This is a genomic window from Micromonospora sp. NPDC007271, assembly GCF_040634005.1.
In the GTDB taxonomy this organism is placed as follows: Bacteria; Actinomycetota; Actinomycetes; order Mycobacteriales; family Micromonosporaceae; genus Micromonospora.
The window spans coordinates 45,407-71,210 of record NZ_JBEYER010000006.1 but is presented as its reverse complement, the minus strand read 5'-3'; the positions used below and the strand labels follow the sequence as shown (position 1 = coordinate 71,210).

Sequence of the window (25,804 nt, the reverse complement as noted above, 5' to 3'; positions counted from 1 at the left end):
ACCGGAGGGTGCCGCCGGACCGGTCGGCGGGGCAGACTCGGGCCATGCCGGAGCGAACCGACTATCGCGCCCTCATCGCCGGCCACACCGGTGTGATCACGATGATCAATTCCGGTGGCTCCGGGCTGCCCGTGCTCACCCGCCTGCTCCAGGTGGTCGAGCCCGCGGTGGGCGCGGCCGGCCTGGTGTTCGTCGAGTTCACCCCCGCCGGTGGCCGGGTGGTCGCGGCGACCGGCAGCGGCGAGTTCGTCGTCGGTCGTCCGCTACCGCCGGACGACCCGGCCACCGTCCGCCTCCTCTCGGGCCCGGCCGTCCGTGAGGTCCGGATGGACGCCATTCCGGGCACGCTCGCCGACGAACTGGCCGGGCGGGGGCTGTGCCGCATGATCGTGGCCCGGGCCGAGGTCGGCGGCCTCACCGTGGGCAGCCTGCACGCGCTCTACCGCGAGGGGGAGCCGCTCGACGACTCCCAGCGGGCCGTGCTCGGGTACATCTCCGCCTGCATCGCGCACATGTACGGCGACCACACCGGCCTGCCGGTGCACGGCGACGGTCCGGTCGTGGCGGCGCTCGCCGACGGCCTCGCGGTGGTGGACCGGGGGCAGCACGTACGGCTGTGGAACCCGGCCGCCGCGCAGGTGACCGGCCGCCCGGCCGCCGAGGCGCTGAACCGGCCGCTGCCGTTCCCGCTGCCCCCATCCGGGCAGGTGCTGGACCACCGGCTGCCGGACGGGCGCTGGCTGCGGATCACCTCCGGGGAGCTGCCCGGCCCGGGCGCGCTACGCGTGGTCACCTTCCGCGACATCACCGACCAGCAGCGCCGCGAACACGACCTGGACCTCTTCGTCGCGGTGACCAGCCACGAGCTACGTACCCCGGTCACCGTGATCAAGGGGTACGCGGACACCCTCACCGACCACTGGGAGTCGCTCAACGACGACGACCGGCGGCACGCCGCCCGGATCATCGGGCAGCGGACCAACGAGCTGGCCCGGCTGGTCGACCGGCTGCTCACCGCCGCCACCGAGCACCAGCGCGGGGAGCCGGCCGCCCCCTTCGACCTCGCCGACGCGCTGCGGGCGGCGGTCACCGCCCTACCGGCGGACGTCCGGCACCGGATCGTCCTCGACCTGCCGGCCGACCTGCCCAAGGCGCTCGGCGACCGGCACAGCCTGGCCACCATGCTCACCGAGCTGAGCACCAACGCCGAGAAGTACTCCCTGCCCGACACCCCCATCGAGGTCACCGCCGAGGCGAACGAGCGGACGGTGTCCTTCCGGGTGGCCGACCGGGGCATCGGCATCCGGCCGGAGCACGTGGAACGGGCGTTCGACCGGTTCTGGCAGGGCGAGTCGGGCGACCGGCGGCGCTACCCGGGGGCCGGACTCGGTCTCTATCTCGTCCGCCAGATCGTTGAACAGCAGAATGGATGGGTATCCCTCCGACCGAGAGCCGGTGGGGGTACGGTCGCAGAGGTGTGGCTGCCCCGGGCGTGACCGGGCGGCTGCGGGGCGGGGAAGGAACGACGGTGTCGACGGGTTCGGCCGAGCGGTCGTGGTGCGTGGTGGTGCCGCACCACGCGACCGGCGCGCGCCTGGCCCGGCACCGGCTCGCCGACGAGCTGGCGGACGTCGTACCCCCGGCTTTGCTGGCGGACCTCGTCGCGGTCCTCGCCGAACTGGTGGGCAACGCCGTACGCCACGCCGATCCCCTGCCCGGTGGGGTGGTCCGGGTGGCCTGGCGGCTGCGCCCCGTGGCCGGCGGACAGAGCGTGCAGCTCCGGGTCACCGACGGCGGTTCCCTCTCCGGCCCGTTGCTGCGGCCGTCGACTCCCGACTCGATCGACGGGCGCGGGCTGCACATCGTCGCCGGCCTGGCCGACCGTTGGGGGGTCGAGCGCGACGGCCTGGGCCAGAGCGTCTGGGCGGAGTTCGGTCCGGTCCGTTCGCCGCGGCCGGATCTTTTGGTGGCCGGCTGAGCGGAGCCGGGAGGCGGGTCCTGCCCACGTCGGCACGGCCGGGCATCTAGGCTGTCTCGCCATGAGCGAGCGCAGCAAGCGTCGAAAGAGCCAGCGGGCCGCCACCGAGGCCACCCCGAAGCGGGAGAAGGTGCGCGACGTCTTCGTGCCCCGACCGTTCGAGGGGCTGGCCGACGAGCCGGAGTGGATCGCCCTGCGCGAGCTGGTCCCGGCCGCCTCCGCGCCGCTGAAGCTGACTCCCGAGCTGGTCGAGGAGTACGGCGAGCGGCAGGTCACCCTGGCCACCGTGCTGCCGATGGCCGCCCCGGCGATGACCAAGCCGGACGGCCGGGTCTTCATCGGCCTCCAGCGGCACCAGCAGTCCGGGGACGTCTCCCGGGACCTGGCGGACGCGCTGCTCTGCGCGCTGCGTACCGAGCCGGGCGGCCAGGTGTCGGTGCCGCCGCTGCCCGGCCCGGGCCCCCGGCTCCAGGACGTCCTGGTCGACGGCCCGCTGGAGATCACCATGCACGACGGGTTCGAGTTCTGGCTCGACCCGGGCGCGGCCGACGACCCGAACGTGCAGGCTTCGCTGGAGCGGGCCAACGCGGCGGTCTACCCGACGGTGAAGCTGGCGGCGGCGCGGGCCGCGTACTGGTGCCAGGTGCCGGAGAAGGCGCACGTGCGCTGGGTGCTGCCGGACGACGAGGATGCCGCGCTCGACGCGCTGTCCCGGCTGAGCGCGGCCGGCACGCTGGCCCTCGGCGACAACACCCGCTTCGCCGGCATGTTCCGGGCGCACGGCCGCCTGGTGCCGGTCTGGGACCTGCCCGAGGACGTACCGGCCGCCGACTGGGAGGAGCCGGTGACCGAGTTCGCCAAGCGGTACGCCGAGGCGCTGGCGGAGCAGGGGCCACTGGACGCCGCCGGGCGCCGCGCCCGGCAGGGCCTCCTCGGCCGCCAGCTCACCCTCCGCTGAGCTGAAAGGAAGGGACCCTTGTTAACAGACGTCTGTTAACAAGGGTCCCTTCCTTTCACCGACGCAGCGGCTCGCGGACCAGGGGGCAGGACATGCAGCGCGGCCCGCCCCGGCCGGACCCCAGCTCGGAGCCGGCGATGGCGATCACTTCGATGCCGGCCCGCTCCAGCTGGGCGTTGGTCTCGACGTTCCGCTCGTAGCCCACGCAGAGCCGGGGCGCGAGGGCGAGGGTGTTGTTGCCGTCGTCCCACTGCTCCCGTTCGGCGGTGACCGGGTCGAGGCCGGTGTCGATCACCCGGAGCTGGTCAAGGTCCATCGCGTCCGCGGCGGCGCGCAGAAACGGTGCCGGGCCGTCGACGCGCGGCTCGTCGCCGTCCACCCCAGCGATGACCGTGTACGCGGACAGCTCGCTGGCGATGTTGGGGTACATCAGCACGGCGTCCACGTCGACCATGGTGCAGACCGTGTCCAGGTGCATGGTGGCCCGTTCCTGGGCGACCGGCACCACCAGGATGGTGTGCGCCAGGCCGGCGGCGAACACCTGCCGGGCGAGTCGTTCCGCGCCGGCCGGGGTGGTCCGCTCGCCCACCCCGACGGCGAGCACCCCGGGCGCGAGCAGCAGGACGTCGCCGCCCTCCAGATGCTCCAGCTGCGGGTGGTAGACGAACTCGGTGCCGGCGAAGCGCGGGTGGTGCCGGTAGATGGCGTCGGTCAGCGTGGTCTCCCGCCGGCGGGCCGGCATGGCCAGGCTGGTCACCCCGACCCGGTCGCCGATCCAGACCGAGGAGTCCCGGGTGAACAGCAGGTTGGGCAGCGGGTCGATGACGAAGTCGTGCCGGTCCATGAGGGTCCAGACCAGACCGCCCGGCCGATCCGCGCCGACCCGCAGTTCCTCGTGCGCGAGCCCGGCGATGAACACGTCGGCCAGGGCGGCCGGGTCGAGGTACGTGAGGTGGTCGGCGACCCGCCGACGCAACGTGTCGCCGAGCCGGGGCGAGCGCAGCACGAGCTCGGTCAGCTCGGCCCGGGCGTCCGCCATGGCGAGCGTCTCGGCCAGCAGGGTGGCCAGGTAGAGCACCTCCACCCCGTGGGAACGCAGCGCGGCGGCGAAGGCGTCATGCTCCTCCTGCGCCCGGCCCACCCATGGGATAGCGTCGAACAGCAGGGCGTCGTTGTTGCGTGGGGTGAGGCGGGCCAGTTCCGGGCCGGGGCGGTGCAGCAGCACCGTGCCGAGCCGGGCGACCTCGCTGTCCACATAGTGGGTCACCTTCGCAGCGTAGGACAGGCGTCCGCACCATCCGGGAAAAGAAGTGTGAATGAATATGGCATTCATCCGCACTCATTCCGGCGCTCCAACTTGCCGACCACCCGGGTGCGCAACGTAGGGTAGTGGAGACATAACTTCGAGAGACCTTTTGCCGGAGGTCGCGATGACTGTCTTTCCCGCTCGTCGAGCTGTGCCGACCCGGGCCCTGCCACCGGTCGAGGTGCCGCAGCCCCGGGTCGACGCCACCTCGGTGCTCGAACCGGCCCGACCGACTCCGCTCGAGTGGGCCCGCCGCCGCCGGGCCGAGCGGGGTGCCCGTCGGTTGGAGGCGGCCGGAGCCCGGGCGCTCGGCCAGCTCGACCACCTCGGTCCCGCCTGGCACGTCATCGAGTGGCCCCGGACGGACGTCTCGGACGTCCTCCTCGACCGCGGCCGGGAGGAACGGGCCGGGTTCCTCGCCATCGGCCCGAGCGGGCTCTTCGCGATCACCGTCGCCGACCACGGCCGGGCCCGGGTGCTCGTCGCCGGCGACGTGGTGCAGATCAACGGCAAGCGCCCGCCCTACGTGACCGAGGCGCGCCGGGACGCCAAGCGGGCCAGCAATGCGCTCTCCGAGGCGGTCGGCCTGCCGATCCCGGTCACCCCGGTGCTGACCTTCGTCGGCTCCGGGGTCATCAGCGTGTACGGCCTGCCCAAGGACTGCCTCATGGCCACCCACCGGGAGCTGGATCGCCTGCTCGTCGCCGGGGGCAACCGGATCAGCCCGGCCACCGCCGAGAAGCTCTCCCGGGTCGCCCAGGCGCCGTCCACCTGGCTCAACGGCACGTACCGTCCAGCAGCCGACTACCGGTGGTACGACGAGGGCCGAACGGCCGCTGACAAGCGGGCCGCCCGCCGGTAACGTCTGCGGCGACGCCACGCGGTCCGCGGTCCCGCCTCCGGTGGTTCCGTCGGCCCGCGCCGTCGCCGACCGCCCGACACGGGCCACCCGTCGTACCTGCGCCTGTCCCACCGTCCGCCGACGCCCTCCTTCGGGCACCTCGGGCAGCACCGGCGGCCGGTGCATCGAGCGCGGTCGCGCGGCCGCCGTGCCGACCGGCTAGCGTGGACAGACCGTCGGTGTACATAGGAGGCGCGGTGGCCCACGTCGAACTCTCGCTCTCGGAAGTCTTCGTGCCCGCGCCGGGGACCGAGCAGGAGTGCGACAACGTCGGGCAGTGGTCGGCTGCCGTTTCCCGAGCGGCCGAGCCATGCCTGCTGATCGATGCCGACACCACCGTGGTGGCGATCTCCTCGTCGGGCTGCGAGCTGCTCTGCCTCGGCGCGCCGGAGGACGTGGTCGGGCGGCCGCTGCTGGAGGGCGGCCTGCGCCTGGTCGACTTCACCGCCATGCCGAGCGAGCTGACCGAGCAGGACACCGACAAGATCCCCCCGCTGCTCGCCCTGCATTCCGAGCGGCTGGCCCGCGGGCTGCTCCGGGTCCAGGGGGCCGGGGCCGACGGCGGCACCACCGTCGACGCCATCTCCACGCCGGTCCTCGCCGACGGCGAGGTGGCCGGCTCTCTCACCTTCTTCTCCCGCGTCTGACCTGCGACGAGGAGCGACCCGCGCCATACCCGACGGCACCGGTGCCCTTCACCCTTCCAGGTGATCCTCCTACGATGGGCTCGGCCGACCGGCCGCGATGACCACCCTCGATGCCCCGAGGATCGGACCCGTGCCACCCATCCCACCCCGCCCCGTCCACCGCCGGGAACCGAGCCGCCCGGCGCCGCGCAGCCCGCGGGCCGCTCCGGCGGCGCTGCTCGCGCTGCTGGCCCTCGCCGGCTGCGGCGTCCCGCCGGAGCTGCGCGAGTCGGCCACCGCGGACGCCACCGCCGCCCCCACGTCCACAGTCACCGCGACGCCGAGCCCGACGCCGAGCGCCCCGGCCCCGCCGGCCATCCGTACCCCCACCGCCGCCCCGAGCGCCGCACCCTGCGGATCCGCCCCCTCCGGGGCCCGGGTGGTCGCGCTGCTGCGCGGCAACGCGCGGGTCCTGCCCGGAAACGTCCGGGTCACGGTCCGGACGGGGCCGCTCTGCGCCGAGGGCTGGCAGTACACCGTGCTGGCGGTGACCGGGCACGAGGAGCTGCAGGTGGTCACCCGGGGCAAGCCCGCCGCCCTGGAGCTGGTCACCGCCGGGACGGACGTCTGCTCCGTCGAGGTACGCGCCGCCGGCCCACCCGGCATTCGCACCCTGGCCTGCGGCGGCGCCCCCGGTGCGTAGGCTTGTCGACATGCCGGGAACACCACCGACCCGCTTCGTCTACCTGGGTCCCGAAGGCACCTTCGCCGAGCAGGCGCTGCGTAGCGTCCCCGCCGCCGAGCGCGGCAGCCGGACGCCGGCCCGCAGCGTCGGCGAGGCCCTGGACGCCGTACGAACCGCGGAGGCGGACGCGGCCCTGGTGCCGCTGGAGAACTCGATCGGCGGCGCGGTCGGGGTGACCCTCGACGAACTGGCCGAGGGCGAGCCGCTGGTGATCACCCGCGAGGTGATCCTGCCGGTGGAGTTCGTGCTCGCGGCCCGGCCGGGCAGCTCGCTGGCCGAGGTGCGGTGCGTGGCCGCGCACCCGCAGGCGTCCACCCAGTGCCGGGGCTGGCTGCGGGACCACCTGCCCGACGCGACCGTGGTCGACGTCCTGTCCAACGGCGCCGCCGCGGCCGGCGCGGCGGCGGGTGAGTACGACGCGGCCATCTGCGCCCCGATCGGCGCCAACCGGCACCGGCTGGCCGTGCTCGCCGACAAGATCGCCGACCACCCGGACGCGGTGACCCGGTTCGCGCTGCTGTCCCGCCCCGGCCCGCCGCCGCCCCCCACCGGCGACGACGTCACGTCGCTGGCGGTCTACATCGCCCACGACCGGGTGGGCGCGCTGCTCTCGGTGCTGATGGAACTGGCCGTACGCGGGGTGAACCTGACCCGGATCGAGTCCCGCCCGACGGGCGAGGCGCTGGGCCGGTACGTCTTCTTCCTCGACTGCACCGGGCACGTCGCCGACGCCCGGCTGGGCGAGGCTCTGCAGGGGCTGCGCCGGATCTGCGCGGACGTACGTTTCCTCGGGTCGTACCCCCGGCACCGCTGGAGCCCGGCGGCGAGCGACCGACCGGTCCCCGCTCCGGCCGGCCTCTCCGACGCCGACTACGCCGACGCGGCGGCCTGGCTGGCCCGGCTGCGCGCCGGCGAGCTGACCTGACGGCGCCCGGGACGCCCGGACGAACGCCCGCGCACCGGGCGGTCAGTCCAGCAGGCCGCCGAGCAGGCCGCCCTGTTGTTGCTGCTGCTGGTTGCCGCCGCCGTGCCCCGGCCGCTCCTCCGACGGCTGGACCACCACGAAGCCCTGACCGGCGAAGCTCATCGTGAACGCCTCGCCGGTCCGGCGGCCGATCAGCGTGCCGAGGCCGAGCTGCTCCGCACGGTGGTAGCCGGTCTGGAGGTTGGCCGACCAGCAGACCGCCGCCTGCGGGTCGACGTACGTCGGGGCGTCCACATTGAGCACCACCGGGGTGCCCTCGGTGGTGATGGCGATCCGGCCGTGGCCGGTGAAGACGCAGTTGAACAGACCACCGGCGGCGAAGCCCATGCCGCCGACCATCTTGATGTCGTAGTTCAGCGTGGAGTCGAAGGCGAGCACGCTGGTGCCGTTGATCGACAGGGCGTCGCCGGGCTCCAGGTCGATGATGTGCACGTCCTTGGCGAGGTCGGCGAGAAAGACGTCGCCCCGGCCGGTGACCTTCATCAGCGGGACACCCTCACCGGTGAGCTTCTGCTTGAGGAACTTGCCGATCCCGCCGGAGCCGAGCGCCTGGAACTGCACCTGCCCCTGGTACGCGACCATGGACCCGACCCGGGCCATCGCCTCGCCGTTCAGCTCGATCTTCAGCATCTTGGAGTTCTGCAGCCGCATGCCCGGCTGCTGGGACTCCTTTTCCAGGTTCTCCGCGGAGAACAGCGCGCTGCGCATGGGTTTCCTCCTGCATCGGGGTGTGCCTGCTCCCGGAGGTTAGGGGAAGCACGCAACGCCGGGGACCGGCCGAGCGGGCCGCGCCCGGTCAGCCCCAGCCGAGGGCGTGCAGCCGCTCGTCGTCGATGCCGAAGTGATGGGCGATCTCGTGCACCACGGTCACCGCGACCTCGTCGACGACGTCGTCCTCCGTGTCGCAGATCTGCAGGATCGGGCGGCGGTAGATGAGGATCCGGTCGGGCAGCACGCCGGAGTAGTCCCAGCCCCGCTCGGTGAGGGAGTGCCCCTCGTAGAGGCCGAGCAGGTCCTCACCCGGGGGCGGATCGTCCTCGACCAGGATGACCACGTTGCTCATCAGCCCGAGCAGCTCCTCGGGCACCTCGTCGAGGGCCTCGCCGACGAGTTCCTCGAATCGCTCCCGGCTCATCTCCACGGCCACGCGCCCATCCTCCCCGACCCGTCGCCGCCCGACCACCCGCCCCGGGACCGGCGCACGCGCACCCAGGAGTGGCCACCGGTTGTCCGGCGGCGTACTCCTGTCGCGACCTGGTCAGGATCGGGTCAGGCGAGGCGGGCGTTCAGCGTGATCTGCGCGCCCGGGGAGAGCAGCCGCGAGATGGGGCAGTTCTCCTTGGCCGCCTCGGCCAGCTTGGTGAACTGGGCCTCGTCCATGCCCGGGACCTGGCCGACCGTCTCCAGGTCGATCCGGGTCACGGTCATGCCCGCGTCGGTCTTGTCGAAGTGCACCTTGGCGGTGGTCTCCACGGAGGTGCCGGTCGCGCCCGCGTCGGCGAGCTGCTTGGAGAGGGCCATCGAGAAGCAGCCGGCGTGGGCGGCCCCGATCAGCTCCTCGGGGTTGGTCCCCTCGCCCTCCTCGAAGCGCGACTTGAACGAGTAGTTACCGGTCAGGCCGCCCTTGCCGGTGCGGACCGTGCCGGCGCCCCCGGCGAGGTCGCCCTGCCAATGTGCGGAAGCGGTACGGATAGGCATGCCACCGACGCTAACCGAAACCGGTCGACCACGCACCGGGCCGCGCGGAGTCGGCAGCCGGAGGGGCGGCTCGCCCTCCCTGTCGCCGGGTGCCGGCTGTGTCATGATTCGACGCAGGCTGGCGGACACGGAAGGGTGGCCGATGTCCCACGATCTCCCCATCCCCAGGCAGGACGACCGGTCCGACGGCATGGCCGTCGTGCAGTGGGGTGACACCGAACCGGCGCCGCCCGGCCGGGTCGGCCGCTCGCTGGCCGGGCTGGCGCGGGACCACCGGCTGCCGCCGGTGCTGGCCGCTCTCGGCGCGGTGGCCGGCGTCGCCTCGCTGATCGGTGAGTGGCTGATCATGGCAATCCCGAACGGCGGCCCGGAGGGGAACACCACGATCCGGGTGCCGGGCGGGGTCGCGGACGTGGGCGGCTTCGGGATCGCCTACCTGGTGGGACTGCTCGGCCTGGCCTGCGCGGTCGCGCTCGCCCTGCGCGGCGCCGGCTCGGTGCGGCAGAACGCCCGGGTGGCCGGTCTCGGCCTCACCGCCGCGATGCTCGCCGTACTGGCCGCCACGGCCCTGTCGCTGGACGACGCGATCCAGCGCACCCTGTTCTACGGCCCGGAGGACCGGTTCCGGGTCGACCACGGGCGCGGACTGGTCACCGCCTTCGTGGCCACCCTGCTGCTCGCCGCCGCCCTGTACCTGTCCGGTCGGGAGGCCGGCGAGCGCCCCGATCCGGACGGCGGGGCCGGAACGACGCCGCCGGGCCGGGGCCGGTCGGGCGAGGACGAACTGCCAGCCGCCCCGGCCGACCTCACGGTCGAGCCCACGGCGCCGTTCGCCCGTCCACAACCATGACCTTGAGCCAGGGCGCGGCCGGACACCGGACGGCCGCCCCGGGTTGGTGTCCGATTCGCCGAAAAGCCATGGTTGCGACCCGTTCCGCGAGATACGGTTGCTGCCCGCCAGTCGTGGGCCGAGGCACCGACGACCTGGACGGCTGACGCGACGGCGGCGGGCGAAGGAGGAACCATGACCCGCCCGGGGCTGCCCAAGCTGATCGCCACCGACCTCGACGGCACGCTCGTCCGCAGCGACGAGACCGTCTCGGCCTTCACCCATGAGGTGCTGGACCGGGTGCGGGCCGCGGGGATCCCGGTGGTCGGCGCGACCGGCCGCGGACCGCGCCTGACCGAACTGACCCGCAACGACATCCGCGCCGCCGACTTCCTGGTGCTGGCCGGTGGGGGGCGGGTGGTCGACCAGAGCGACCCGGAGGGGCCGCTGGTGCTGCGTGACGAGCGGCTCCCCGGGGAGGTGCTCGCCCGGCTGCTCGCCGACCTGGAGGCCGAGGTCGGCCCGCTGACCGTGATGGTGGAGGCGTCCGACGAGCACGACGCACCGCTCTGGGGCGACTACCACGCGAGCTGGCCGTATCCGGACCGGTTCGAGGCGCGCAGCCGCGCGGAGTGCCTCTCCTGCGACGTGATCAAGGCGTTCGCCCGGACCACCGGCCATCACGTGGACGAACTGCTGGCGGTGGCCCGGCGGATCGTCCCGCCGCAGCTGGCCACGCTCACCCAGGCGGGCCAGGGCTTCATCGAGATCTGCCCGCCCGGGGTGGACAAGGCCACCGGGCTCAGCGTGGTGGCCGAGCGCCTCGGCGTCGACCCGGCGGAGGTGCTGGTCTTCGGTGACCAGCCGAACGACCTGCCGATGTTCGGCTGGGCCGGCTGGGGGCGGGTGGCGGTCGCCAACGCCCACCCAACGGTCCGCGCGGCGGCCGACGAGATCACCCTGCGCAACGACGACGACGGAGTCGCGGTCTATCTGGACCGACTACTCTCCGGGTGATGGGAGAGACACCGCGGCTGGTCGCGACCGACATCGACGGCACGCTGCTCCGGGACGACGCGACCATCAGCCCGCGCACCGCCGGGGTGCTGGCCCGGATCTCCGCGGCGGGGACGCCGGTCGTGCTGGTCACCGGCCGTCCCATCCGCTGGCTCCAACTCGTGTACGACCAGCTCGCCGAGCCGCTGCCGGCGATCTGCGCCAACGGGGCCGTGGTGTACGACCCGGTCACCGACGAGGTGCTCCGGGCCGACCCGCTCGCCCCCGAACTGCTCGCCGAGGTGGCCCGGCGGCTGCGGGCGCAGGTGCCCGGCGTGAGCTTCGCGGTGGAGATCGTGGACAGCCGGCAGATGCGGCACGAGGCGCACTACCCGCTGCGCTGGGACGCCGACACCGACGCGATCCGGGCCGTCGAGTCGCCGGAGGAACTGCTGGCCGCGCCGGCGGTGAAGCTGCTGGCCCGGGCCGGCGAGCAGGATCCGGACGCGTTCGTGCGGGTGGTGGCCGGTGCGCTGGAGGGGCTGGCCGAGGCGACCCACTCCTCGTACAGCGGGCTGGTGGAGATCTCCGCCGCGGGCGTGACCAAGGCGGCGGGCCTGGCCTGGTACGCCGCCCGGCACGGCATCGACGAGCGGGAGGTGCTGGCGTTCGGTGACATGCCGAACGACGTGCCGATGCTGACCTGGGCCGGGCGGGCGGTGGCGGTCGCCAACGCGCACCCGGCCGTGCGGGAGATCGCCGACGAGCTGACCGGGTCGAACACCGAGGACGGCGTGGCGGCGTACCTGGAGCAGGTCTTCGGGGTGGGCTGACGCCCGGGGGTGGGCCCCCCCGGGCGATCAGAGGTACTGGCCGGGGGCGTGTCCCTCGTTGGTCGGCGGCGTGCCGGGCATGCCGGGGGTCATCCCGCCGGGGCCGCTGGGCAGCGCGGCCCGGCCGGAACGCATCTGCTCCAGCTGCACCCGGGCGGCCATCTGCTGGGCGACCAGGGCGGCCTGGATGCCGTGGAACAGCCCCTCCAGCCAGCCGACCAGCTGGGCGTGGGCGATCCGCAGCTCGCTCTCGCTGGGTGCCTTGTCCTCGGTGAAGGGCAGCGAGATCCGCTCGAGCTCCTCCCGCAGCTCGGGGGCGAGGCCCTCCTTGAGCTCGACGATCGACCGCTCGTGGATCTCCCGCATCCGGTGCCGGCTGGCGTCGTCGAGCGGGGCTGCCTTGACCTCCTCGAGCAGCTGTTTGATCATGCTGCCGATCCGCATCACCTTGGCCGGCTGCTCCACCAGGCGGGTCGGGTCCTCGCCCTGCCCCTCCTCGGTCTGCACCGTGCCGACCGGCCGACCGTCCGGCCCGACCACCACCACCGTGCCGGGGATGCCGTCGTTGTCCTGTTCGTCGTACTGTCCGGCGGAACGCGCTTCGGTCATGGCACCCATCTTTACCCAGCCGGGGCCGGCCGCGCCCGCCGGGATCCCCACCGGGCCGAGCAAGGCCGTCGGAGCACGCTACCGTCGCCGTCATGTCCGCAGACCCGCGCGCCGTACTGACCCGACCGGCCCCGCCGCCGGACGCCACGGTCGCCTACGGCGACCACCCGGAGCAGCTTGCCGATCTGCGTCGACCGGCCAGCGGCGGGCCGGCCCGGCGGCTGGTGATCGTGGTGCACGGCGGCTTCTGGCGGGCCGAGTACGACCGCACCCACACCGGCCCGATGGCCGCCGCGCTGGCGGCGCTCGGTCACCCGGTCGCCCAGCTCGAATACCGGCGTACCGGCCGGCCCGACGGGGGCTGGCCGAACACCCTCACCGACGTGCTGGCCGGGGTCGCCGCGCTGCCCGGGCTGGCCGTCGCCGCGCTGCCCGGCCTGGTCGCGCCCGCCCCACCGATCCTGGTCGGGCACTCGGCGGGTGGGCACCTGGCGCTGCACACGGCCGCGCACGCCCCGGCCACGGTCGGTGGTGTGCTCGCGCTGGCGCCGGTGGCGGACCTCGCCGAGGCGTACCGGCTGGACCTGGACGGGGGCGCGGTGGCAGCGCTGCTCGGCGGCGGACCGGCCGACGTCCCCGATCGGTACGCGGTCGCTGATCCATCGGTGTCAGTGTCGATGCAGATACGCACCGTCGTCGTGCATGGGGTCCTCGACCGTCAGGTTCCGGTCACCATGAGCCGCTCCTGGGTGGCCGCCGCCCAGGCCGCCGGCACCCCTGCCACGCTGGTTGAGCTGCCCGAATGTGAGCACTTTGGCCTCATTGCCCCCGACTCGGCCGCCTGGCCCCGGGTGGTCGATGCATTGCGGTCCCTACACGATGATCTTCCGGCCATTGACGCAGCGTCGCCAAGCAGGTAGAACGCCGGAGGGGCGTGCGCCCTGACCGCCCTTTCTGAAAGGAAATCGGTGTCGCAGATGAACCGCAGGCGGGCACTTCAGCTGCTGGCCGCACTGGGTACCACCGGGCTGGCGGCGGGTTGCGGCTCCGACTCCAACGGCACCAGCAAACCCGGGAGCCCGATCAAGATCGGCCTCATCGTGCCGGGGGGCGGCCCGAACAAGGCCATCGGGGACGAGATCGCCAACGGTTTCCAGCTCTTCCTCAGCCTCAACGAGCAGCAACTCGGCGGGCACCCGGTCACCCTGGTGACGGCGGAGGAGGGTGAGGACGCGAAGAGCGGCCAGGCCGCTGTCGCCCGCCTGCTCAAGGAGGGCGTGCTCGCGCTCACCGGCGTGGTCAGCTCCACCGTCATGTTCGGCATCCGGGACGCCGTCGAGCAGGCGCGGGTGCCGCTGATCGGCTCCAACGCCTCCCCGATCAGCCTGCAGAGCGTCGTCTACATCTGGCGCACGTCGTACGTGCTCAGCGAACCGGGCGAGGCGCTCGGCCACTACCTGCGGAAGACACTGGACGAGTCCAGCGTGATCGCGGTCTTCGCGGCGCAGAGCAGGAGCAGCCAGGACGTCATCGAGGGCTTCCGGCGCGGCTACGTGCGGGGCCTCCGCAAGATCGGCACGCCGGTCTACACCCCCGACCTGCCCAACCCCGGCAAGGGCGTGTACGCCACCGCGATCCGGAAGGTGCTGGGCAAGCGGGATAAGCCGGACGCGGTCTTCTGCCACTACACCGGCACGGCCGCGGTGAGCTTCATCAAACAGCTCTACGACGAGGGCTACCAGGGCCCGATCTACGCGCCCGGGTTCCTCACCGAGGGCGCCGTGCTGGGCCAGCTCGACGACGGCGAGGGGGGCGACCTGCGGAGGCAGATCGAGCGCTACCGCATCGAGACCGCCCTGAACTACTCGGCCGACCTCAACAACTCCGCCAACCGGGTGTTCGCCACGGCGTACCGGAAGACCCACCACACCACCCCGACCACCTACGCGATGGCCTCGTACGACGCCGCGCAGGTGCTGGACAAGGCGATTCGGCTGGTCGGGGCGGACCCGACGCCGCAGCAGGTCAACCTGGCGCTCGGCAAGATCGGCCAGATCGACAGCCCGCGCGGGGCCTGGCAGTTCAACCAGCCGCGTACCCCGCAGCAGAAGTGGTATCTGCGCCGGGTCCAGCTCGACGGCCGGATGCTGTCGAACGTCGTGGTCAGCGAGCTGGCGACGCTCGGCTGACGCCCCTCGTACGCCGAACGGGCGGCCTCCCTCGCGGGGGAGGCCGCCCGTCTGAGTGCTCGGCGTCCGGCGTACGTCAGTGGCGCAGCTCGGCGATGCAGCACTTCACGCTGCCGCCGCCCTTCTTCAGCTCGGCCAGCTCGACCGGGACCGGGGTGTACCCGGCGGCCTTGAGCTTGCCCGCCAGCCGGGTCGCCTCGCTGTTCAGTACGACGTTCAGCCCGTCACTGACCAGGTTCAGGCCGAAGGCCAGGGCGTCCTCGTCGTCGGCGAGCACCGCGTCGGGGAAGAGCTGGGCGAGGACCTTCTGGCTGGCCGCCGAGAAGGCGCCCGGGTAGTAGACGACGTTCTCGTCGTCGATCGAGGCGAGCGCCACGTCCAGGTGGTAGAAGCGCGGGTCGACCAGGCGCAGCGAGACCACCGGCCGGCCGAGCGCCTCCTGCGCCTCGGCGTGTGCCGCCAACTCGGTGCGGAAACCGTGGCCGGCGAGGATCAGCCCGCCGTGCGCGTCCGGCAGGTACGCGAAGTCGCCCTCGCCCTCGTTGGTCTCGCTCGGCGCGATGAACCGCCAGCCGTTCGCCTCGTAGAAGGCCCGGTGCGCGCCGGCCTCCGCGGTCCGCTGCTCGTGCTTGAACTGGGCGCCGTAGACCGTGCCGTCCACCACGAAGGCGCCGTTGGCCGCGAAGACCATGTCCGGCAGCCCGCGCTCGGGCGTGAGCAGGTGCACCTCGTGGCCGAGGCCGACGAGCGTCTCCCGCAGGCGGTCCCACTGCTTGACCGCCAGGGTGGCGTCGACCGGCGCGGTCACGTCCATCCACGGGTTGATCGCGTACTCGACCGCGAAGTGCTCGGGCGAGCACATGAGATATGTCCGCTTTCGCGGGACTCGCTGCTGGTTCACGGTCACCAAGAGTAGGTAGGGTACAACTTTGGTAACAGCCACAACCATTGCTTCCCAGAGGCGGAACGTTGCAGATAGACGCAGTCGACCAGCGAATCATTGCGTTGCTCGTGGCCGATGCCAGAGCCTCGTACGCGGACATCGGCGCGCGGGTGTCACTCTCCGCCCCCGCGGTCAAGCGACGCGTCGACCGGCTCCGATCCGCGGGGGTCATCCGGGGCTTCACCGCGGTCGTCGACCCGGCCGCCGTCGGCTGGACCACGGAGGCGTTCGTCGAACTCTTCTGCGCCGGCCGCACCACCCCGGCCCAGATCGGGGCCGCCGCGCGACGGCACCCCGAGGTGGTCGGCGCGTACACCGTCTCCGGTGAGGCGGACGCGCTGGTGCACCTGCGGGCCGCCGACATCGCCCACCTGGAGGAGGCACTGGAGCGGCTGCGGGCCGAGTCCTTCGTCACCTCGTCCCGCAGCACCATCGTCCTCTCCCGGCTGGTCGAGTCGCCCGGCGTCGGCCCGTCCGGCTCCTGAACCCGGCCCCGGACCGCGGGGAACCGGTCCGGGCGGGTCGGCGTCGAAACGGACATGAGACCGGTAAAGGTCACCGTCGGGGCAGCCGGCCTGCTCGCGCTGGCCCTGTTGCCCGGCAGCGCCGTCACCCAGACCGGCTTCACGCCGAGCGCACCCGCCCCGCCGCCACCCGCCGCGCTCCGGCTGATCGCGTACGACTCGTGCGCCGAGGCGCTGGCCGGGCTGCGGGCGGCCAGCAGCGCCGCCGTCGGCCCGTGGGGCTTCGAGCCAGGCTGGCGGCGCGCCGGGGAATTCGGTGGCGTCGTACCGGCGCAGGGCGACGCCAGGCGGGAGGCCGTCACCGCGACCGCGCCGTCGGCACCGGGGTACTCCACCACCAACAACCACGAGCCGGGTGCCGACGAGCCGGACCTGGTGAAGACGGACGGGCGGCGGATCGTCACGGTCACCGGCGGGGTGCTGCGGGTGGTGGATCCGGCGACCCGGCGGGAGATCGGCCGGCTCGACCTCGCCGGGGCGGACCGGGACCGGTGGTGGCCGGAGAACGACATGCTGCTGCACGGCGACCGGGCGCTGGTGCTGGTCCGGTCGCCCGCGCCGATGGCGGGCCCGTTCCCGGGGCGGGCCGCCGACGACACCCGGCCCCGGCTGCTCCTGATCGACCTGGCCGGGCCGCCGAGGATCGCGGGGACGTACCGGATCGAGGGCAGCCTGCTCGACGCCCGGCTGACCGGCTCGACCGCCCGGGTGGTGGTCCGCTCGGAGCCGCGATTCTCCTTCCCGTACGACGAGCGGAGCACCGACGCCGAGCGGACCGCGGCCAATCGCGCGGTGATCGCGAAGGCCGGCCTGGACGCCTGGCTGCCCCGGTACGAGTGGACCGCCGGCGGCATGCGGCACACCGGGCGGGTCGGCTGCGACCGGCTCAGCCGGCCGGCGGACGCCGCCGGCACCTCGCTGGTGACCGTGCTCAGCTTCGATCTCGCCGCGGGTCGACTCGGCGACGGGGATGCGGTCAGCGTCGCCTCCGACGCCGACCTCGTGTACGGCACGCCGGGCAGCCTCTACCTGGCCGGCGTCACCTGGCCGGAGCCGCGCCGCTGGGACCGGCCGTGGCGGCCGGAGGCCGTCCGGACGACGATCTACCAGTTCGACACCGGCGGCCCCGGGCGGCCCCGGTACGTCGCCGCCGGCAGCGTCCCCGGCGCGCCTGTCAACCAGTACGCGCTGTCGGAGTGGCAGGGGCACCTGCGGGTGGCCACCACCCGGACCGCCGCCGGAGGTGGCACCAGCGAGTCTGCCGTCCACGTGCTGACCCGCCGGGCCGACCGGCTGGCCCGGACGGGGGTGGTCGACGGTCTGGGCCGGGGCGAACGGATCTACGCGGTCCGTTTCCTCGGCGACACCGGCTACGTGGTCACCTTCCGGCAGACCGACCCGCTGTACGCGCTGGACCTGACCGACCCGGCCGCCCCCCGGGTGACCGGCGAGCTGAAGATCACCGGCTGGTCGGCCTACCTGCACCCGGTGCCGGGAGACCGGCTGCTCGGGGTCGGGCAGGAGGCCGACACCCGGGGCCGGACACAGGGCCTGCAGGTCTCCCTCTTCGACGTCCACGACCCGGGTCACCCCACCCGCCTGGCCCGCTACCACGTGCCGGAGGCCATGTCGACGGTCGAGTACGACCCGCACGCCTTCCTGTTCGAGCCGGCGACCGGGCTGGTCGCGCTGCCGCTGGGCACCGGCTCGATCCGGCTGCTCAACGTCACCGAGCGGGACATCACCGAGGTGGGCACGGTCGGTCACGGCAGCGGCCAGGCTCGCCGCTCGCTACTCATCGGCGGGGAACTCTGGACCGTGTCCGAGGAGGGGCTGCGGGTCACCGATCCGGCCACCGCCCGCAGCCTCGGCTGGCTGCCCCTGACCTGACACCGCCCTCCCCCCGGCGGGTGGGGCTCCACCGGCCCGACCCGCCACCGGACGCCACCGGGCACCCGGTGCCCCATGCCCGGTGCCCGGCACGGTTGACCTCAATTCGGGTTGAGGTTGTTGGCTGTAGGCCGATCGTCGGGAGGGGGACGGATGCGCGCGGTGTGGTTACGGGAGTTCGGCGGGCCGGAGGCGTTGGTGCCGGGGCCCGCGCCTGATCCGGTCCCGGGGCCGGGCCAGGTGCTGATCAAGGTGGTGCACGCGAACCTGACCTTCGTGGAGACCATGTTCCGGTCGACCGGCTTCGGGCCGTTCACCGGTTCGCTGCCGCTGATTCCCGGCAACGGGGTCGGCGGCGTGATCAGCCAGATCGGTCCGGACGTCGATCCGGCGCTGGTGGGGCGGCGGGTGGTGACCAGCACCGGCGGCTCCGGCGGGTACGCCGAGCGCGTGGTGGTCGACCGGGACGCGCCGTTCGAGGTGCCGGACGGGCTGCCGCTGGACCAGGCGGTGGCGCTGCTCGCCGACGGTCGTACGGCCCTCATGCTGGTGCACGCGGCCCGGCTGCGGGGAGGGGAGCGGGTGCTGGTCGAGGCGGCGGCGGGTGGCGTCGGCAGCCTGCTCACGCAGCTCGCCACGGCCGCCGGAGCGCGGGTGGTGGCTGCCGCCGGGGGTGCCCGGAAGGTCGCCCTGCTCCGCGAGCGTGGCGTCGACCCCGCGGTCGACTACCGGCAGCCGGACTGGACCGACCGGGTACGGGCGGCCACCGGCGGGATCGACGTGATCTTCGACGGGGTGGGTGGTCTGCTCGCCCGCGACGCGTTCGACCTGCTCGACCCGGGCGGGCGAATGCTCAGCTTCGGGCTGGCCAGCGGCGCCTGGGCGGACCTACCCGCCGACCTCGCGGCGGCGCGTGGCGTGACCCTGCTCCGGCCGTCCGCCGGGCCCGCCGAACTGCGGGCGTTCACCGAGCGGGCGCTCGCCGAGGCGGCGGCCGGGCGGCTGCACCCGCTGATCGGGCAGCGCTTCCCGCTGGAACGGGCCGCCGACGCACACGCCGCCATCGAAGCCCGCGCCACCGTCGGCAAGACCCTCCTCGACGTCGCCTGAGCCCCTCTCCCCCGCATGGCCAAGATCCGCGCAACTGCAGGGAAAGAATGGCCACCTCCCGTCCGGAGGCTGGCGGCGGATCAGAGGTACATGCCGGTGCGGTGTTCCGCCTGGGCACGGGACGGCTTGTCGCCCTCGCCGAAGAAGCGCTTGCCCCCGAACTCGCCGTGCAGCCGGTCGTCCAGCTCGTCGGCCAGGCCGGTCATCACCTGCACGGCGAGCATCAGGTGGGTCGGCTGGAAGTTGCGGCCGAACACCGGGATCGAGGCCCAGACCGTGTCGTCCGCGCAGTAGAGGCGGCCGATCGGCATCCGGTTGGTCAGCTCGGAGAGCTTGACGTAGAGGCGTTCGGTCGGCTCGACCTCGGTGAGCACCGGGGAGAAGACGTCGACCAGGGGCGGATTGTCGCGTACCCGGACGAAGACCATCGCCGAGCCGGCCCGGATGTTGATGTCCCCGTCCGAGTCGACCTGCAACTGGTCGGACTTGGACCGCAGCATGGTGGAGACGACCGTACGCACCCGGTCCTCCAGCGCGAGCACGTCGTCGTCGCCGGTCCGGCCGGTCGCCGCGACGGCCAGCGCCTCGTCGAGGTCGGTCGCCGTGTCCTGGTCCGGGCCGAACTCGCTGCGGGCGGTGCCCAGCGGCTCCACCGGCAGCGGCTCCCCCTCGGCGTCGTGCACGAGGTACACCAGGAAGGCGGGGTGCGGGGCCCCGTAGACGTCCCGCAGGGTCCGGGACAGCACGGCCGCCAACCGGGCGTTCTCCTCGGCCGCGCAGTCCAGGCCGAACTGGTCGCCGGAGCCCTCCACCACCCCGGGCGGGGACCAGCCGAGCGCGATCATGTCGGCCACCGCGGCCCGGTCCAGCCGGTAGCCCTGCGGCAGCGTGGCGTTGCCGACCGCCCGTGCCGACAGCCGGCCCTCCTCGCCGACCGCCACACTGATCGAGTAGACAGCGTCCCCGGTGCCGGAGGCGGTGGGGTCGAGGGTCAACTCCAGGTGCGTGCCAGCGGGCAGGCCGCGCAGCCGGTCGGCCAGCGCCCGCGCGAACTCCCGCCAGGCCTCGGTCACCTTGGCCCGGAGATCGGCCGTGGTCGGCTCGTCCAGCAGGATCGACTCGTACTGCTCCGACGCCGCGCCGGCGGGCTCGTCGGCCGGCGCCGAGGGGTGGTCTGCCGTCATGATCGCCTCCGTCCGTCACCGCCACCCTACCCACGGGCGGTGGAGGCCGAATCACGCCGGGACCGGGATCGGACACCGGCCCGAAACGGCTACTCGGTCGGCGCGGTCCCGTCCAGCTCGACCGGCCAGGAGCCGGCCAGCTCGCTGAGCCGCGCGGCCGCCGCGGCCGGGTCGGCCCCCCGCCCCACGGCCACCCCCAACAGGTACGCGGTGACCGGCGCACCCGGGCGCAGCACCTGGTGAGCCACGTCCTTCGCCAGATCGAGCACGACCGGCACCGACACCTCGCCCGGGTCGAGCCCCAGCTCGGCGCAGGCCGCCGTGACCCAGTCGTCCATCACCGTCATCGCGTCCACTCCTCGACCCGGCGTACGTCCTCGTCAGTGTCGCAGTCGAACCAGGGCGGTGGCCCGGAGCCGGACCAGGAAACCTCCCGGACCACCGCGCCGGCCAGCAGCCCGCGTACCGAGGCCCCGTCGACCGTGCCGCCCCGGTCGGCGGCCAGCCGGTCGACCGCGGCGCGCAGCGCGCCGGCCCGCCACACCCCGCAGAGCTGCTGTCGGCGGCCGTCACCGTCGACGTAACAGGCGACGCCGGCCGCCGATCCCTCGAGCGCGCGCCGCAGGTCGGCCAGCGCCGCCGGGGTGAGCAGCGGCAGGTCCGCGGCGAGCAGGGCAACGGTGGGCGTACCGGGGTCGAGCAGGGCCAGCCCGGCCGCTGCGGCGGCCACCGGTCCACCGCCGGGGGGCTGCTCGCGGGTCAGGCGTACGCCCTCGGGAAGCGGGCCGGCCGGGCCGACCACGATCCGCGGCGCGGCGTCGGCGACCGCGGCCAGCACCCGGTGCAGCATCGGCCGGCCGCCGACCGGCCGGGCCGGCTTGTCCACCCCGCCCATCCGCCGGGCCGCGCCACCCGAGAGCACGATCGCCGCGTACGCCGTCACCGGGCCACGGTAACCGCGTACGCCGGCCTCCGTCCGGCACCCGCTGCCGGGGTCGCTCAGGCCGGCGCAATCTGCGGCAGGTTGCGGCATTGGGCGCGCGGGATGCCGCGACATGCCGCAACCTGAGTGGATCATGCGGCAGCGCGCCGGCCGGCAGGTGCCGGCGGCAGCGGCGTCGGCGTGCGGGTGGCTGGCCTGGCGGGGCAGGATGGCGGGATGGGACGGGCGACTGACCGGCGCGGTGTGCTCCGGATCGACCTCGATGCGGCGGCCAGCGGGCGCACCCGGGTACGCCGGCAGGACACCCTGGCGGTGGAGGAGCCGCTGGAGATCCGGGTCGGCCCGGGCGGCCCGGGCCGGCGGAAGCCGCTGGCGGTGACCATGCGTACGCCCGGCGACGACCTCGACCTGGCGATCGGGTTCCTGCTCACCGAGGGGCTGATCCGGTCGGCCGACGACGTGCACACCGCACAGCTCTGCGCCGGCGCCGAGACGCCGAACACGTACAACGTGGTCGACGTGGTGCTGGCCCCGGGCGTACCCGAGCCCACCACCGACCCGGCCCGCAACTTCTACACGACCAGCTCCTGCGGGGTGTGCGGCAAGGCGAGCATCGACGCCGTACGCACCCGGTCGCGATTCCCCGTGCGGGACGACGCGCTCACCGTGGCCGCGCAGCTGCTCGCCGCCCTGCCGGACCGGCTGCGCGCGGCGCAGCGCGCCTTCGACCGGACCGGCGGCCTGCACGCGGCCGGCCTCTTCACCGCCGACGGTGAGCTGGTGGTGCTGCGCGAGGACGTGGGCCGGCACAACGCGGTGGACAAGGTGATCGGCTGGGCGGTACGGGAGCGCCCGCTGCCGCTCGCCGGGCACGTGCTGCTGGTCTCCGGCCGGGCCAGCTTCGAGCTGACCCAGAAGGCGTGGATGGCCGGAGTGCCGCTGCTGGCGGCGGTCTCCGCGCCCAGCACCCTCGCCGTCGAACTGGCCGAGGAGGCCGGCATGACCCTGGTCGGCTTCCTGCGCGGCCAGACGATGAACGTCTACGCGGGCGCGCAGCGGATCAGCGAGTAGGTCACGAGGCAAGATGGCGCTGGCTGGCCCTGCCAACCCGCTCGGCTGGCCCTACTGGTGGAGTACCGCAACGATCGCACCGCCCTGCTGGTCTACCTGAGCACCCTCATGACCGAGGCCGGCGCGTAGCTCTCCCAGCTCAACGGACACGCGCTCCCGGGGAACCTGACCGAGCGCTCTTTGGTCTGGGCTCGCACCCGATAGCGCGCAGTGGCCACGATCAATACGGGCACCTGGGCCACGATCGTTGACAGACAGGCTGGGGGTTCCTCGGCGTGTCGAGCAGCTGCGCTGCCACGATCACGGTTCGGCTCGCCGGCTGGATCGGCGGGGCAACCGGGGCGGCGGGGGATCAACGGGTGCCACGACGGCTCCGTCTGCGCCGGACGACCTCGCCGGAGCCGACCGCGGGCCAGCCGTCCAGCTCGGACGGGGGCAGCCCGCGGCGGAGCATGTCGTCCAGGAGCAGCGCGAGCGAGTAGTCGGGGTGGGCGGCGAGGACCCGTTCCAGGGCCACCGCAGCCAGGGCACCCTGCCCAGCGCGAAAGGCCGCGAAGGCGAGCAGGCTGCCCGGCGCGGCGATCAACTCCGGCTCGGCCCGGCGCAGCACGTCCGTCCAGAGGCTGATGTCGGCGTCCCGCCCGTCGGTCCGTTCCCAGGCGTGGTCGCGTACCGGGAGTTGGGTGAGCAGCACGGTCAGCCAGGCCACCTGGTCGTCGCTCAGCCGCTCGCCACGCCGCTGCCGGCGGAACGCGTCGCGCACCGCCGCCACGCCGGCGGACTGCACCGTCCGGCCGCCGACCAGGACCGTCTCCGCCGATTCCTCGATCAGGTCCATCATCCGCCGGCGGGCCCGGGTGGTGGCTCGGCGCATGGCGACCCGGGCCGGCCCGTCGAACGGGGACACCTGCGCGGTCAGCGCGGCCCGGTCGGGCAGGGCGACCTGGCCGGCGAAGACGGCCGCCGCGCTGACCTCGCTGCTGGCCGGGTCGTACGGGGTGCCGTCGGGTGGGCAGCACTCCGGCTCGGTGCAGAGGTAGGACCACCAGCGCCCGTCGGTCACCCGCAGCGCGTCGAGGACGAGGAGCCCGGACGCGTCCAGCGCCTCGCCGATCGCGTCGACCGCCCCTGTCACCCGGGCGGCCGGGCCGTAGCCGATGACGGTGGCCGACTCGGTGCCCTGCCGGGCGACGACCTGCGCGAGATGCTGGGCGGCGGGCCGTGGGTCGGTACCCGGCTCGGGCAGGTCGCCCCGGGCGGCGAAGACGACCCGGCGCCCGCGCAGCGCCACCACGACCACGCTGTCGGTGGGGTGGAAACCGAGCAGGTACGGCACGGCGGCGACGAGGTCACCGGGGGAACGGACGGCGAGCCGTGGGCGGTCGGTCGGAGTCATGCCGGCAGCGTGCGGCGGCGGACCGCCGGCCCGACAGGCCCTGTGGACGACACGCGGTTTGTCCACAGATACGGAGAGTATTGGTGCAGGTGAGCGCCGTACGGCAGTGGGCCGGTTCGGCGCGTGACCCGCAGCGTACGCCCGGACCGGCTACCTTGCGCTCATGGACCTGGCGTACCTGCGGGCGCACCCGGAGCACCTGCCGACGTTCCTGACCCACCAGCGGATCCGGGAGACCCCGGTCTCCGGCGGCGACATCTGCGCCGCGTCCCGGCTCACGCTCGACGACGGGCACTCGGTCTTCGCCAAGACCTGGCCCGAACGGGCGGGCCGTCCGGTTCCCGAGGGCTTCTTCGCCGCCGAGGCGGCCGGGCTGCGCTGGCTGCGCGAGGCGGGCGCGGTGGCCGTGCCGGAGGTGGTGGTGGCGCTGCCGGAGCTGCTGGCGCTCGACTGGGTCGACCCCGGCGAGCCGACGCCGGACGCGGCCGAGCGGTTCGGGCGCGAGCTGGCCGGGTTGCACCGGGCCGGGGCACCAGCGTTCGGTGCCGAATGGACCGGCTTCATCGGCTCGTTGCCGCAGGACAACACGCCGGACCCAGGCCCGTGGCCGGAGTGGTTCGCCCGCCGCCGGCTGGTGCCGTACCTGCGGATGTCGGTCGACAACGGCGCGCTCGCGGACGCGGAGGCCGGCCTGGTCGAGGAGCTGATCGACCGGATCGGGGAGCTCGGCGGCGACGAGCCGCCGGCCCGGATCCACGGCGACCTCTGGCCGGGCAACCTGCTCTGGGGGGCGGACGACCGGGTGTGGCTGGTCGACCCGGCCGCGCACGGCGGCCACCGCGAGACGGACCTGGCCCAGCTCGCGCTCTTCGGCGGCGCGCCGCACCTGGACCGGGTCCTCGCCGCCTATCAGGAGGTGTGGCCGCTGGCCGACGGTTGGCGGGAACGGGTTCCGCTGCACCAGCTTCATCTGCTGCTGGTGCACACCGCCCTGTTCGGCGCGGCGTACCACGGGGCGGTGGGCTCCACCGCCCGGGCCGCGCTGAGGGGCGCCGGACGCGCTACGGTCGACGGGTGACCGCCGCCCCGACGACCGACGGGTTCCTCATCGACCGGTACGGCCGCGTCGCCCGGGACCTGCGGGTCTCGCTGACCGACAAGTGCAACCTGCGCTGCACGTACTGCATGCCGGCGGAGGGGCTGCCCTGGCTGGCGGGGTCGCAACTGCTCACGGACGACGAGATCGTCCGGCTGATCCGCATCGCGGTGCACCGGCTCGGCGTCGCCGAGGTCCGCTTCACCGGCGGGGAGCCGCTCATCCGACCCGGCCTCGTCGGCATCGTGTCGGCGGTGGCCGAGCTGGAGCCCCGGCCCCGGATCTCACTGACCACCAACGGCATCGGGCTGGCCCGCCTCGGGCCCGCCCTGCGCACCGCCGGCCTGGACCGGGTGAACGTCTCGCTGGACACCCTGGACCGGGCCCGGTTCACCGAGCTGACCCGCCGGGACCGGCTCGACGACGTGCTCGCCGGGCTGGCCGGCGCGGCGGCCGCCGGGCTGACCCCGGTCAAGGTCAACGCGGTGCTGATGCGCGGGGTCAACGACGACGAGGCCCCCGCGCTGCTCCGGTTCGCCCTGGCGCACGGCTACGAGCTGCGCTTCATCGAGCAGATGCCGCTGGACGCGCAGCACGGCTGGGACCGCACGACGATGGTCACGGCCGAGGAGATCCTCGCCGCGCTGCACGCCGAGTTCGACCTGAGCGCGGACCCGGCCGAGCGGGGCGCGGCGCCGGCCGAGACCTGGCTGGTGGACGGCGGCCCGGCCCGGGTCGGGGTGATCGGCAGTGTGACCCGGCCGTTCTGCGGCGACTGCGACCGGACCCGGCTCACCGCCGACGGCCAGGTCCGCGCGTGCCTCTTCGCCACCGAGGAGTCCGACCTGCGCGGCGCGCTGCGCGCCGGGGCGGACGACGCCGAACTGGCGCGGCGCTGGCGTACCGCGATGTGGGGCAAGCGGGCCGGCCATGGCATCGACGACCCGGCGTTCCTGCAACCGGCCCGCCCGATGTCGGCGATTGGAGGCTGACC

General features: G+C 73.9%; 28 protein-coding genes. 18 read left to right on the top strand and 10 right to left on the bottom strand.

Annotation, left to right across the window (positions count from 1 at the left end):
• The first annotated feature begins 44 nt into the window (after nt 1-44).
• From ABZ570_RS04195 to ABZ570_RS04185, 3 genes are all read left to right on the top strand, one after another.
• Nucleotides 45-1,496 carry a PAS domain-containing sensor histidine kinase gene (locus tag ABZ570_RS04195; RefSeq protein WP_358056593.1) on the top strand — a complete coding sequence of 484 codons (1,452 nt, stop codon included), beginning with the start codon at nt 45-47 and terminating at the stop codon, nt 1,494-1,496.
• A 65-nt stretch (nt 1,497-1,561) separates the two neighbouring features.
• Nucleotides 1,562-1,978: an ATP-binding protein gene (locus tag ABZ570_RS04190; protein ID WP_358056673.1), complete on the top strand. Its 417-nt coding sequence runs from the start codon at nt 1,562-1,564 to the stop codon at nt 1,976-1,978.
• Between the two features lie 61 nt (nt 1,979-2,039).
• Nucleotides 2,040-2,936, top strand: coding sequence for a DUF5926 family protein (locus ABZ570_RS04185; RefSeq protein WP_358056591.1), 897 nt, complete (start codon nt 2,040-2,042; stop codon nt 2,934-2,936).
• 55 nt (nt 2,937-2,991) lie between these two features.
• On the opposite strand, the gene ABZ570_RS04180 is transcribed toward ABZ570_RS04185, so the two are convergent.
• Nucleotides 2,992-4,203, bottom strand: a complete 1,212-nt coding sequence (locus ABZ570_RS04180) for an arginine deiminase (protein ID WP_358056589.1) — start codon at nt 4,201-4,203, stop codon at nt 2,992-2,994.
• A gap of 163 nt (nt 4,204-4,366) precedes the next feature.
• Here ABZ570_RS04180 and ABZ570_RS04175 point away from each other — a divergent pair, with 163 nt between their 5' ends.
• From ABZ570_RS04175 to pheA, 4 genes are all read left to right on the top strand, one after another.
• Nucleotides 4,367-5,104 carry a hypothetical protein gene (locus tag ABZ570_RS04175; protein WP_358056587.1) on the top strand — a complete coding sequence of 246 codons (738 nt, stop codon included), beginning with the start codon at nt 4,367-4,369 and terminating at the stop codon, nt 5,102-5,104.
• 236 nt (nt 5,105-5,340) lie between these two features.
• Nucleotides 5,341-5,790: a PAS domain-containing protein gene (locus ABZ570_RS04170; RefSeq protein ID WP_358056585.1), complete on the top strand. Its 450-nt coding sequence runs from the start codon at nt 5,341-5,343 to the stop codon at nt 5,788-5,790.
• A gap of 214 nt (nt 5,791-6,004) precedes the next feature.
• Nucleotides 6,005-6,472 carry a hypothetical protein gene (locus ABZ570_RS04165; RefSeq protein ID WP_358056671.1) on the top strand — a complete coding sequence of 156 codons (468 nt, stop codon included), beginning with the start codon at nt 6,005-6,007 and terminating at the stop codon, nt 6,470-6,472.
• Nucleotides 6,473-6,482: 10 nt separating this feature from the next.
• Complete coding sequence (gene pheA, locus ABZ570_RS04160; protein ID WP_358056583.1) at nt 6,483-7,439, top strand: prephenate dehydratase; 957 nt, start codon at nt 6,483-6,485, stop codon at nt 7,437-7,439.
• A gap of 42 nt (nt 7,440-7,481) precedes the next feature.
• Here the strand turns inward: pheA and ABZ570_RS04155 are convergent, their stop codons facing one another.
• The 3 genes from ABZ570_RS04155 to ABZ570_RS04145 form a co-directional block, all read right to left on the bottom strand.
• The gene (locus ABZ570_RS04155) at nt 7,482-8,207 is read right to left on the bottom strand and encodes an AIM24 family protein (protein WP_358056581.1); all 726 of its coding nucleotides are present in this window, start codon (nt 8,205-8,207) and stop codon (nt 7,482-7,484) included.
• An 88-nt stretch (nt 8,208-8,295) separates the two neighbouring features.
• Nucleotides 8,296-8,640: a metallopeptidase family protein gene (locus tag ABZ570_RS04150; protein WP_358056669.1), complete on the bottom strand. Its 345-nt coding sequence runs from the start codon at nt 8,638-8,640 to the stop codon at nt 8,296-8,298.
• 128 nt (nt 8,641-8,768) lie between these two features.
• Nucleotides 8,769-9,197 (bottom strand): OsmC family protein, encoded by a 429-nt coding sequence (locus tag ABZ570_RS04145; protein ID WP_358056579.1) that lies wholly within the window; start codon nt 9,195-9,197, stop codon nt 8,769-8,771.
• A 142-nt stretch (nt 9,198-9,339) separates the two neighbouring features.
• On the opposite strand from ABZ570_RS04145, the gene ABZ570_RS04140 reads away from it, so the two are divergent.
• From ABZ570_RS04140 to ABZ570_RS04130, 3 genes are all read left to right on the top strand, one after another.
• Nucleotides 9,340-10,047, top strand: a complete 708-nt coding sequence (locus ABZ570_RS04140) for a hypothetical protein (protein WP_358056577.1) — start codon at nt 9,340-9,342, stop codon at nt 10,045-10,047.
• Nucleotides 10,048-10,221: 174 nt separating this feature from the next.
• Entirely contained in the window at nt 10,222-11,043 is an 822-nt protein-coding gene (locus ABZ570_RS04135) for an HAD family hydrolase (RefSeq protein WP_358056575.1), read from the top strand.
• The gene (locus tag ABZ570_RS04130) at nt 11,043-11,855 is read left to right on the top strand and encodes an HAD family hydrolase (protein ID WP_358056573.1); all 813 of its coding nucleotides are present in this window, start codon (nt 11,043-11,045) and stop codon (nt 11,853-11,855) included. The genes ABZ570_RS04135 and ABZ570_RS04130 overlap by 1 nt, the downstream gene beginning before the upstream one ends.
• 27 nt (nt 11,856-11,882) lie before the next feature.
• On the opposite strand, the gene ABZ570_RS04125 is transcribed toward ABZ570_RS04130, so the two are convergent.
• Entirely contained in the window at nt 11,883-12,473 is a 591-nt protein-coding gene (locus ABZ570_RS04125; protein ID WP_358056667.1) for a bacterial proteasome activator family protein, read from the bottom strand.
• A gap of 83 nt (nt 12,474-12,556) precedes the next feature.
• Between ABZ570_RS04125 and ABZ570_RS04120 the strand changes: the two genes are divergently transcribed.
• Both ABZ570_RS04120 and ABZ570_RS04115 read left to right on the top strand, forming a co-directional pair.
• Complete coding sequence (locus tag ABZ570_RS04120) at nt 12,557-13,384, top strand: alpha/beta hydrolase (protein WP_358056571.1); 828 nt, start codon at nt 12,557-12,559, stop codon at nt 13,382-13,384.
• 48 nt (nt 13,385-13,432) lie between these two features.
• The gene (locus ABZ570_RS04115; protein ID WP_358056569.1) at nt 13,433-14,653 is read left to right on the top strand and encodes an ABC transporter substrate-binding protein; all 1,221 of its coding nucleotides are present in this window, start codon (nt 13,433-13,435) and stop codon (nt 14,651-14,653) included.
• A 76-nt stretch (nt 14,654-14,729) separates the two neighbouring features.
• Here the strand turns inward: ABZ570_RS04115 and ddaH are convergent, their stop codons facing one another.
• Nucleotides 14,730-15,563, bottom strand: a complete 834-nt coding sequence (gene ddaH / locus ABZ570_RS04110; protein WP_358056567.1) for a dimethylargininase — start codon at nt 15,561-15,563, stop codon at nt 14,730-14,732.
• A gap of 59 nt (nt 15,564-15,622) precedes the next feature.
• Between ddaH and ABZ570_RS04105 the strand changes: the two genes are divergently transcribed.
• From ABZ570_RS04105 to ABZ570_RS04095, 3 genes are all read left to right on the top strand, one after another.
• The gene (locus tag ABZ570_RS04105; protein ID WP_091126566.1) at nt 15,623-16,081 is read left to right on the top strand and encodes an Lrp/AsnC family transcriptional regulator; all 459 of its coding nucleotides are present in this window, start codon (nt 15,623-15,625) and stop codon (nt 16,079-16,081) included.
• A gap of 54 nt (nt 16,082-16,135) precedes the next feature.
• On the top strand, nt 16,136-18,010 hold the full coding sequence (locus tag ABZ570_RS04100; protein ID WP_358056564.1) for a beta-propeller domain-containing protein: 1,875 nt from the start codon (nt 16,136-16,138) through the stop codon (nt 18,008-18,010).
• Between the two features lie 153 nt (nt 18,011-18,163).
• A complete protein-coding gene (locus tag ABZ570_RS04095) occupies nt 18,164-19,120 on the top strand; it encodes a zinc-binding dehydrogenase (protein ID WP_358056562.1) in 957 nt (318 codons plus the stop codon).
• An 80-nt stretch (nt 19,121-19,200) separates the two neighbouring features.
• On the opposite strand, the gene ABZ570_RS04090 is transcribed toward ABZ570_RS04095, so the two are convergent.
• The 3 genes from ABZ570_RS04090 to ABZ570_RS04080 all read right to left on the bottom strand — a co-directional run bounded on the left by ABZ570_RS04090 (nt 19,201) and on the right by ABZ570_RS04080 (nt 21,247).
• Nucleotides 19,201-20,304: a hypothetical protein gene (locus ABZ570_RS04090; RefSeq protein WP_358056560.1), complete on the bottom strand. Its 1,104-nt coding sequence runs from the start codon at nt 20,302-20,304 to the stop codon at nt 19,201-19,203.
• An 89-nt stretch (nt 20,305-20,393) separates the two neighbouring features.
• Entirely contained in the window at nt 20,394-20,651 is a 258-nt protein-coding gene (locus ABZ570_RS04085) for a DUF6457 domain-containing protein (protein WP_358056558.1), read from the bottom strand.
• Complete coding sequence (locus ABZ570_RS04080; RefSeq protein ID WP_358056556.1) at nt 20,648-21,247, bottom strand: NTP transferase domain-containing protein; 600 nt, start codon at nt 21,245-21,247, stop codon at nt 20,648-20,650. Before ABZ570_RS04080 ends, ABZ570_RS04085 begins: the two co-directional genes overlap by 4 nt.
• Nucleotides 21,248-21,463: 216 nt before the next feature.
• Here ABZ570_RS04080 and fdhD point away from each other — a divergent pair, with 216 nt between their 5' ends.
• Nucleotides 21,464-22,318 (top strand): formate dehydrogenase accessory sulfurtransferase FdhD, encoded by an 855-nt coding sequence (fdhD, locus tag ABZ570_RS04075; RefSeq protein ID WP_358056554.1) that lies wholly within the window; start codon nt 21,464-21,466, stop codon nt 22,316-22,318.
• A 352-nt stretch (nt 22,319-22,670) separates the two neighbouring features.
• Here the strand turns inward: fdhD and ABZ570_RS04070 are convergent, their stop codons facing one another.
• Nucleotides 22,671-23,714 (bottom strand): DUF4192 domain-containing protein, encoded by a 1,044-nt coding sequence (locus tag ABZ570_RS04070; protein ID WP_358056552.1) that lies wholly within the window; start codon nt 23,712-23,714, stop codon nt 22,671-22,673.
• 163 nt (nt 23,715-23,877) lie between these two features.
• Here ABZ570_RS04070 and ABZ570_RS04065 point away from each other — a divergent pair, with 163 nt between their 5' ends.
• Both ABZ570_RS04065 and moaA read left to right on the top strand, forming a co-directional pair.
• Nucleotides 23,878-24,792 (top strand): fructosamine kinase family protein, encoded by a 915-nt coding sequence (locus ABZ570_RS04065; RefSeq protein ID WP_358056550.1) that lies wholly within the window; start codon nt 23,878-23,880, stop codon nt 24,790-24,792.
• Nucleotides 24,789-25,802 (top strand): GTP 3',8-cyclase MoaA, encoded by a 1,014-nt coding sequence (gene moaA / locus ABZ570_RS04060; protein WP_358056548.1) that lies wholly within the window; start codon nt 24,789-24,791, stop codon nt 25,800-25,802. The genes ABZ570_RS04065 and moaA overlap by 4 nt, the downstream gene beginning before the upstream one ends.
• Nucleotides 25,803-25,804: the final 2 nt, after the last annotated feature.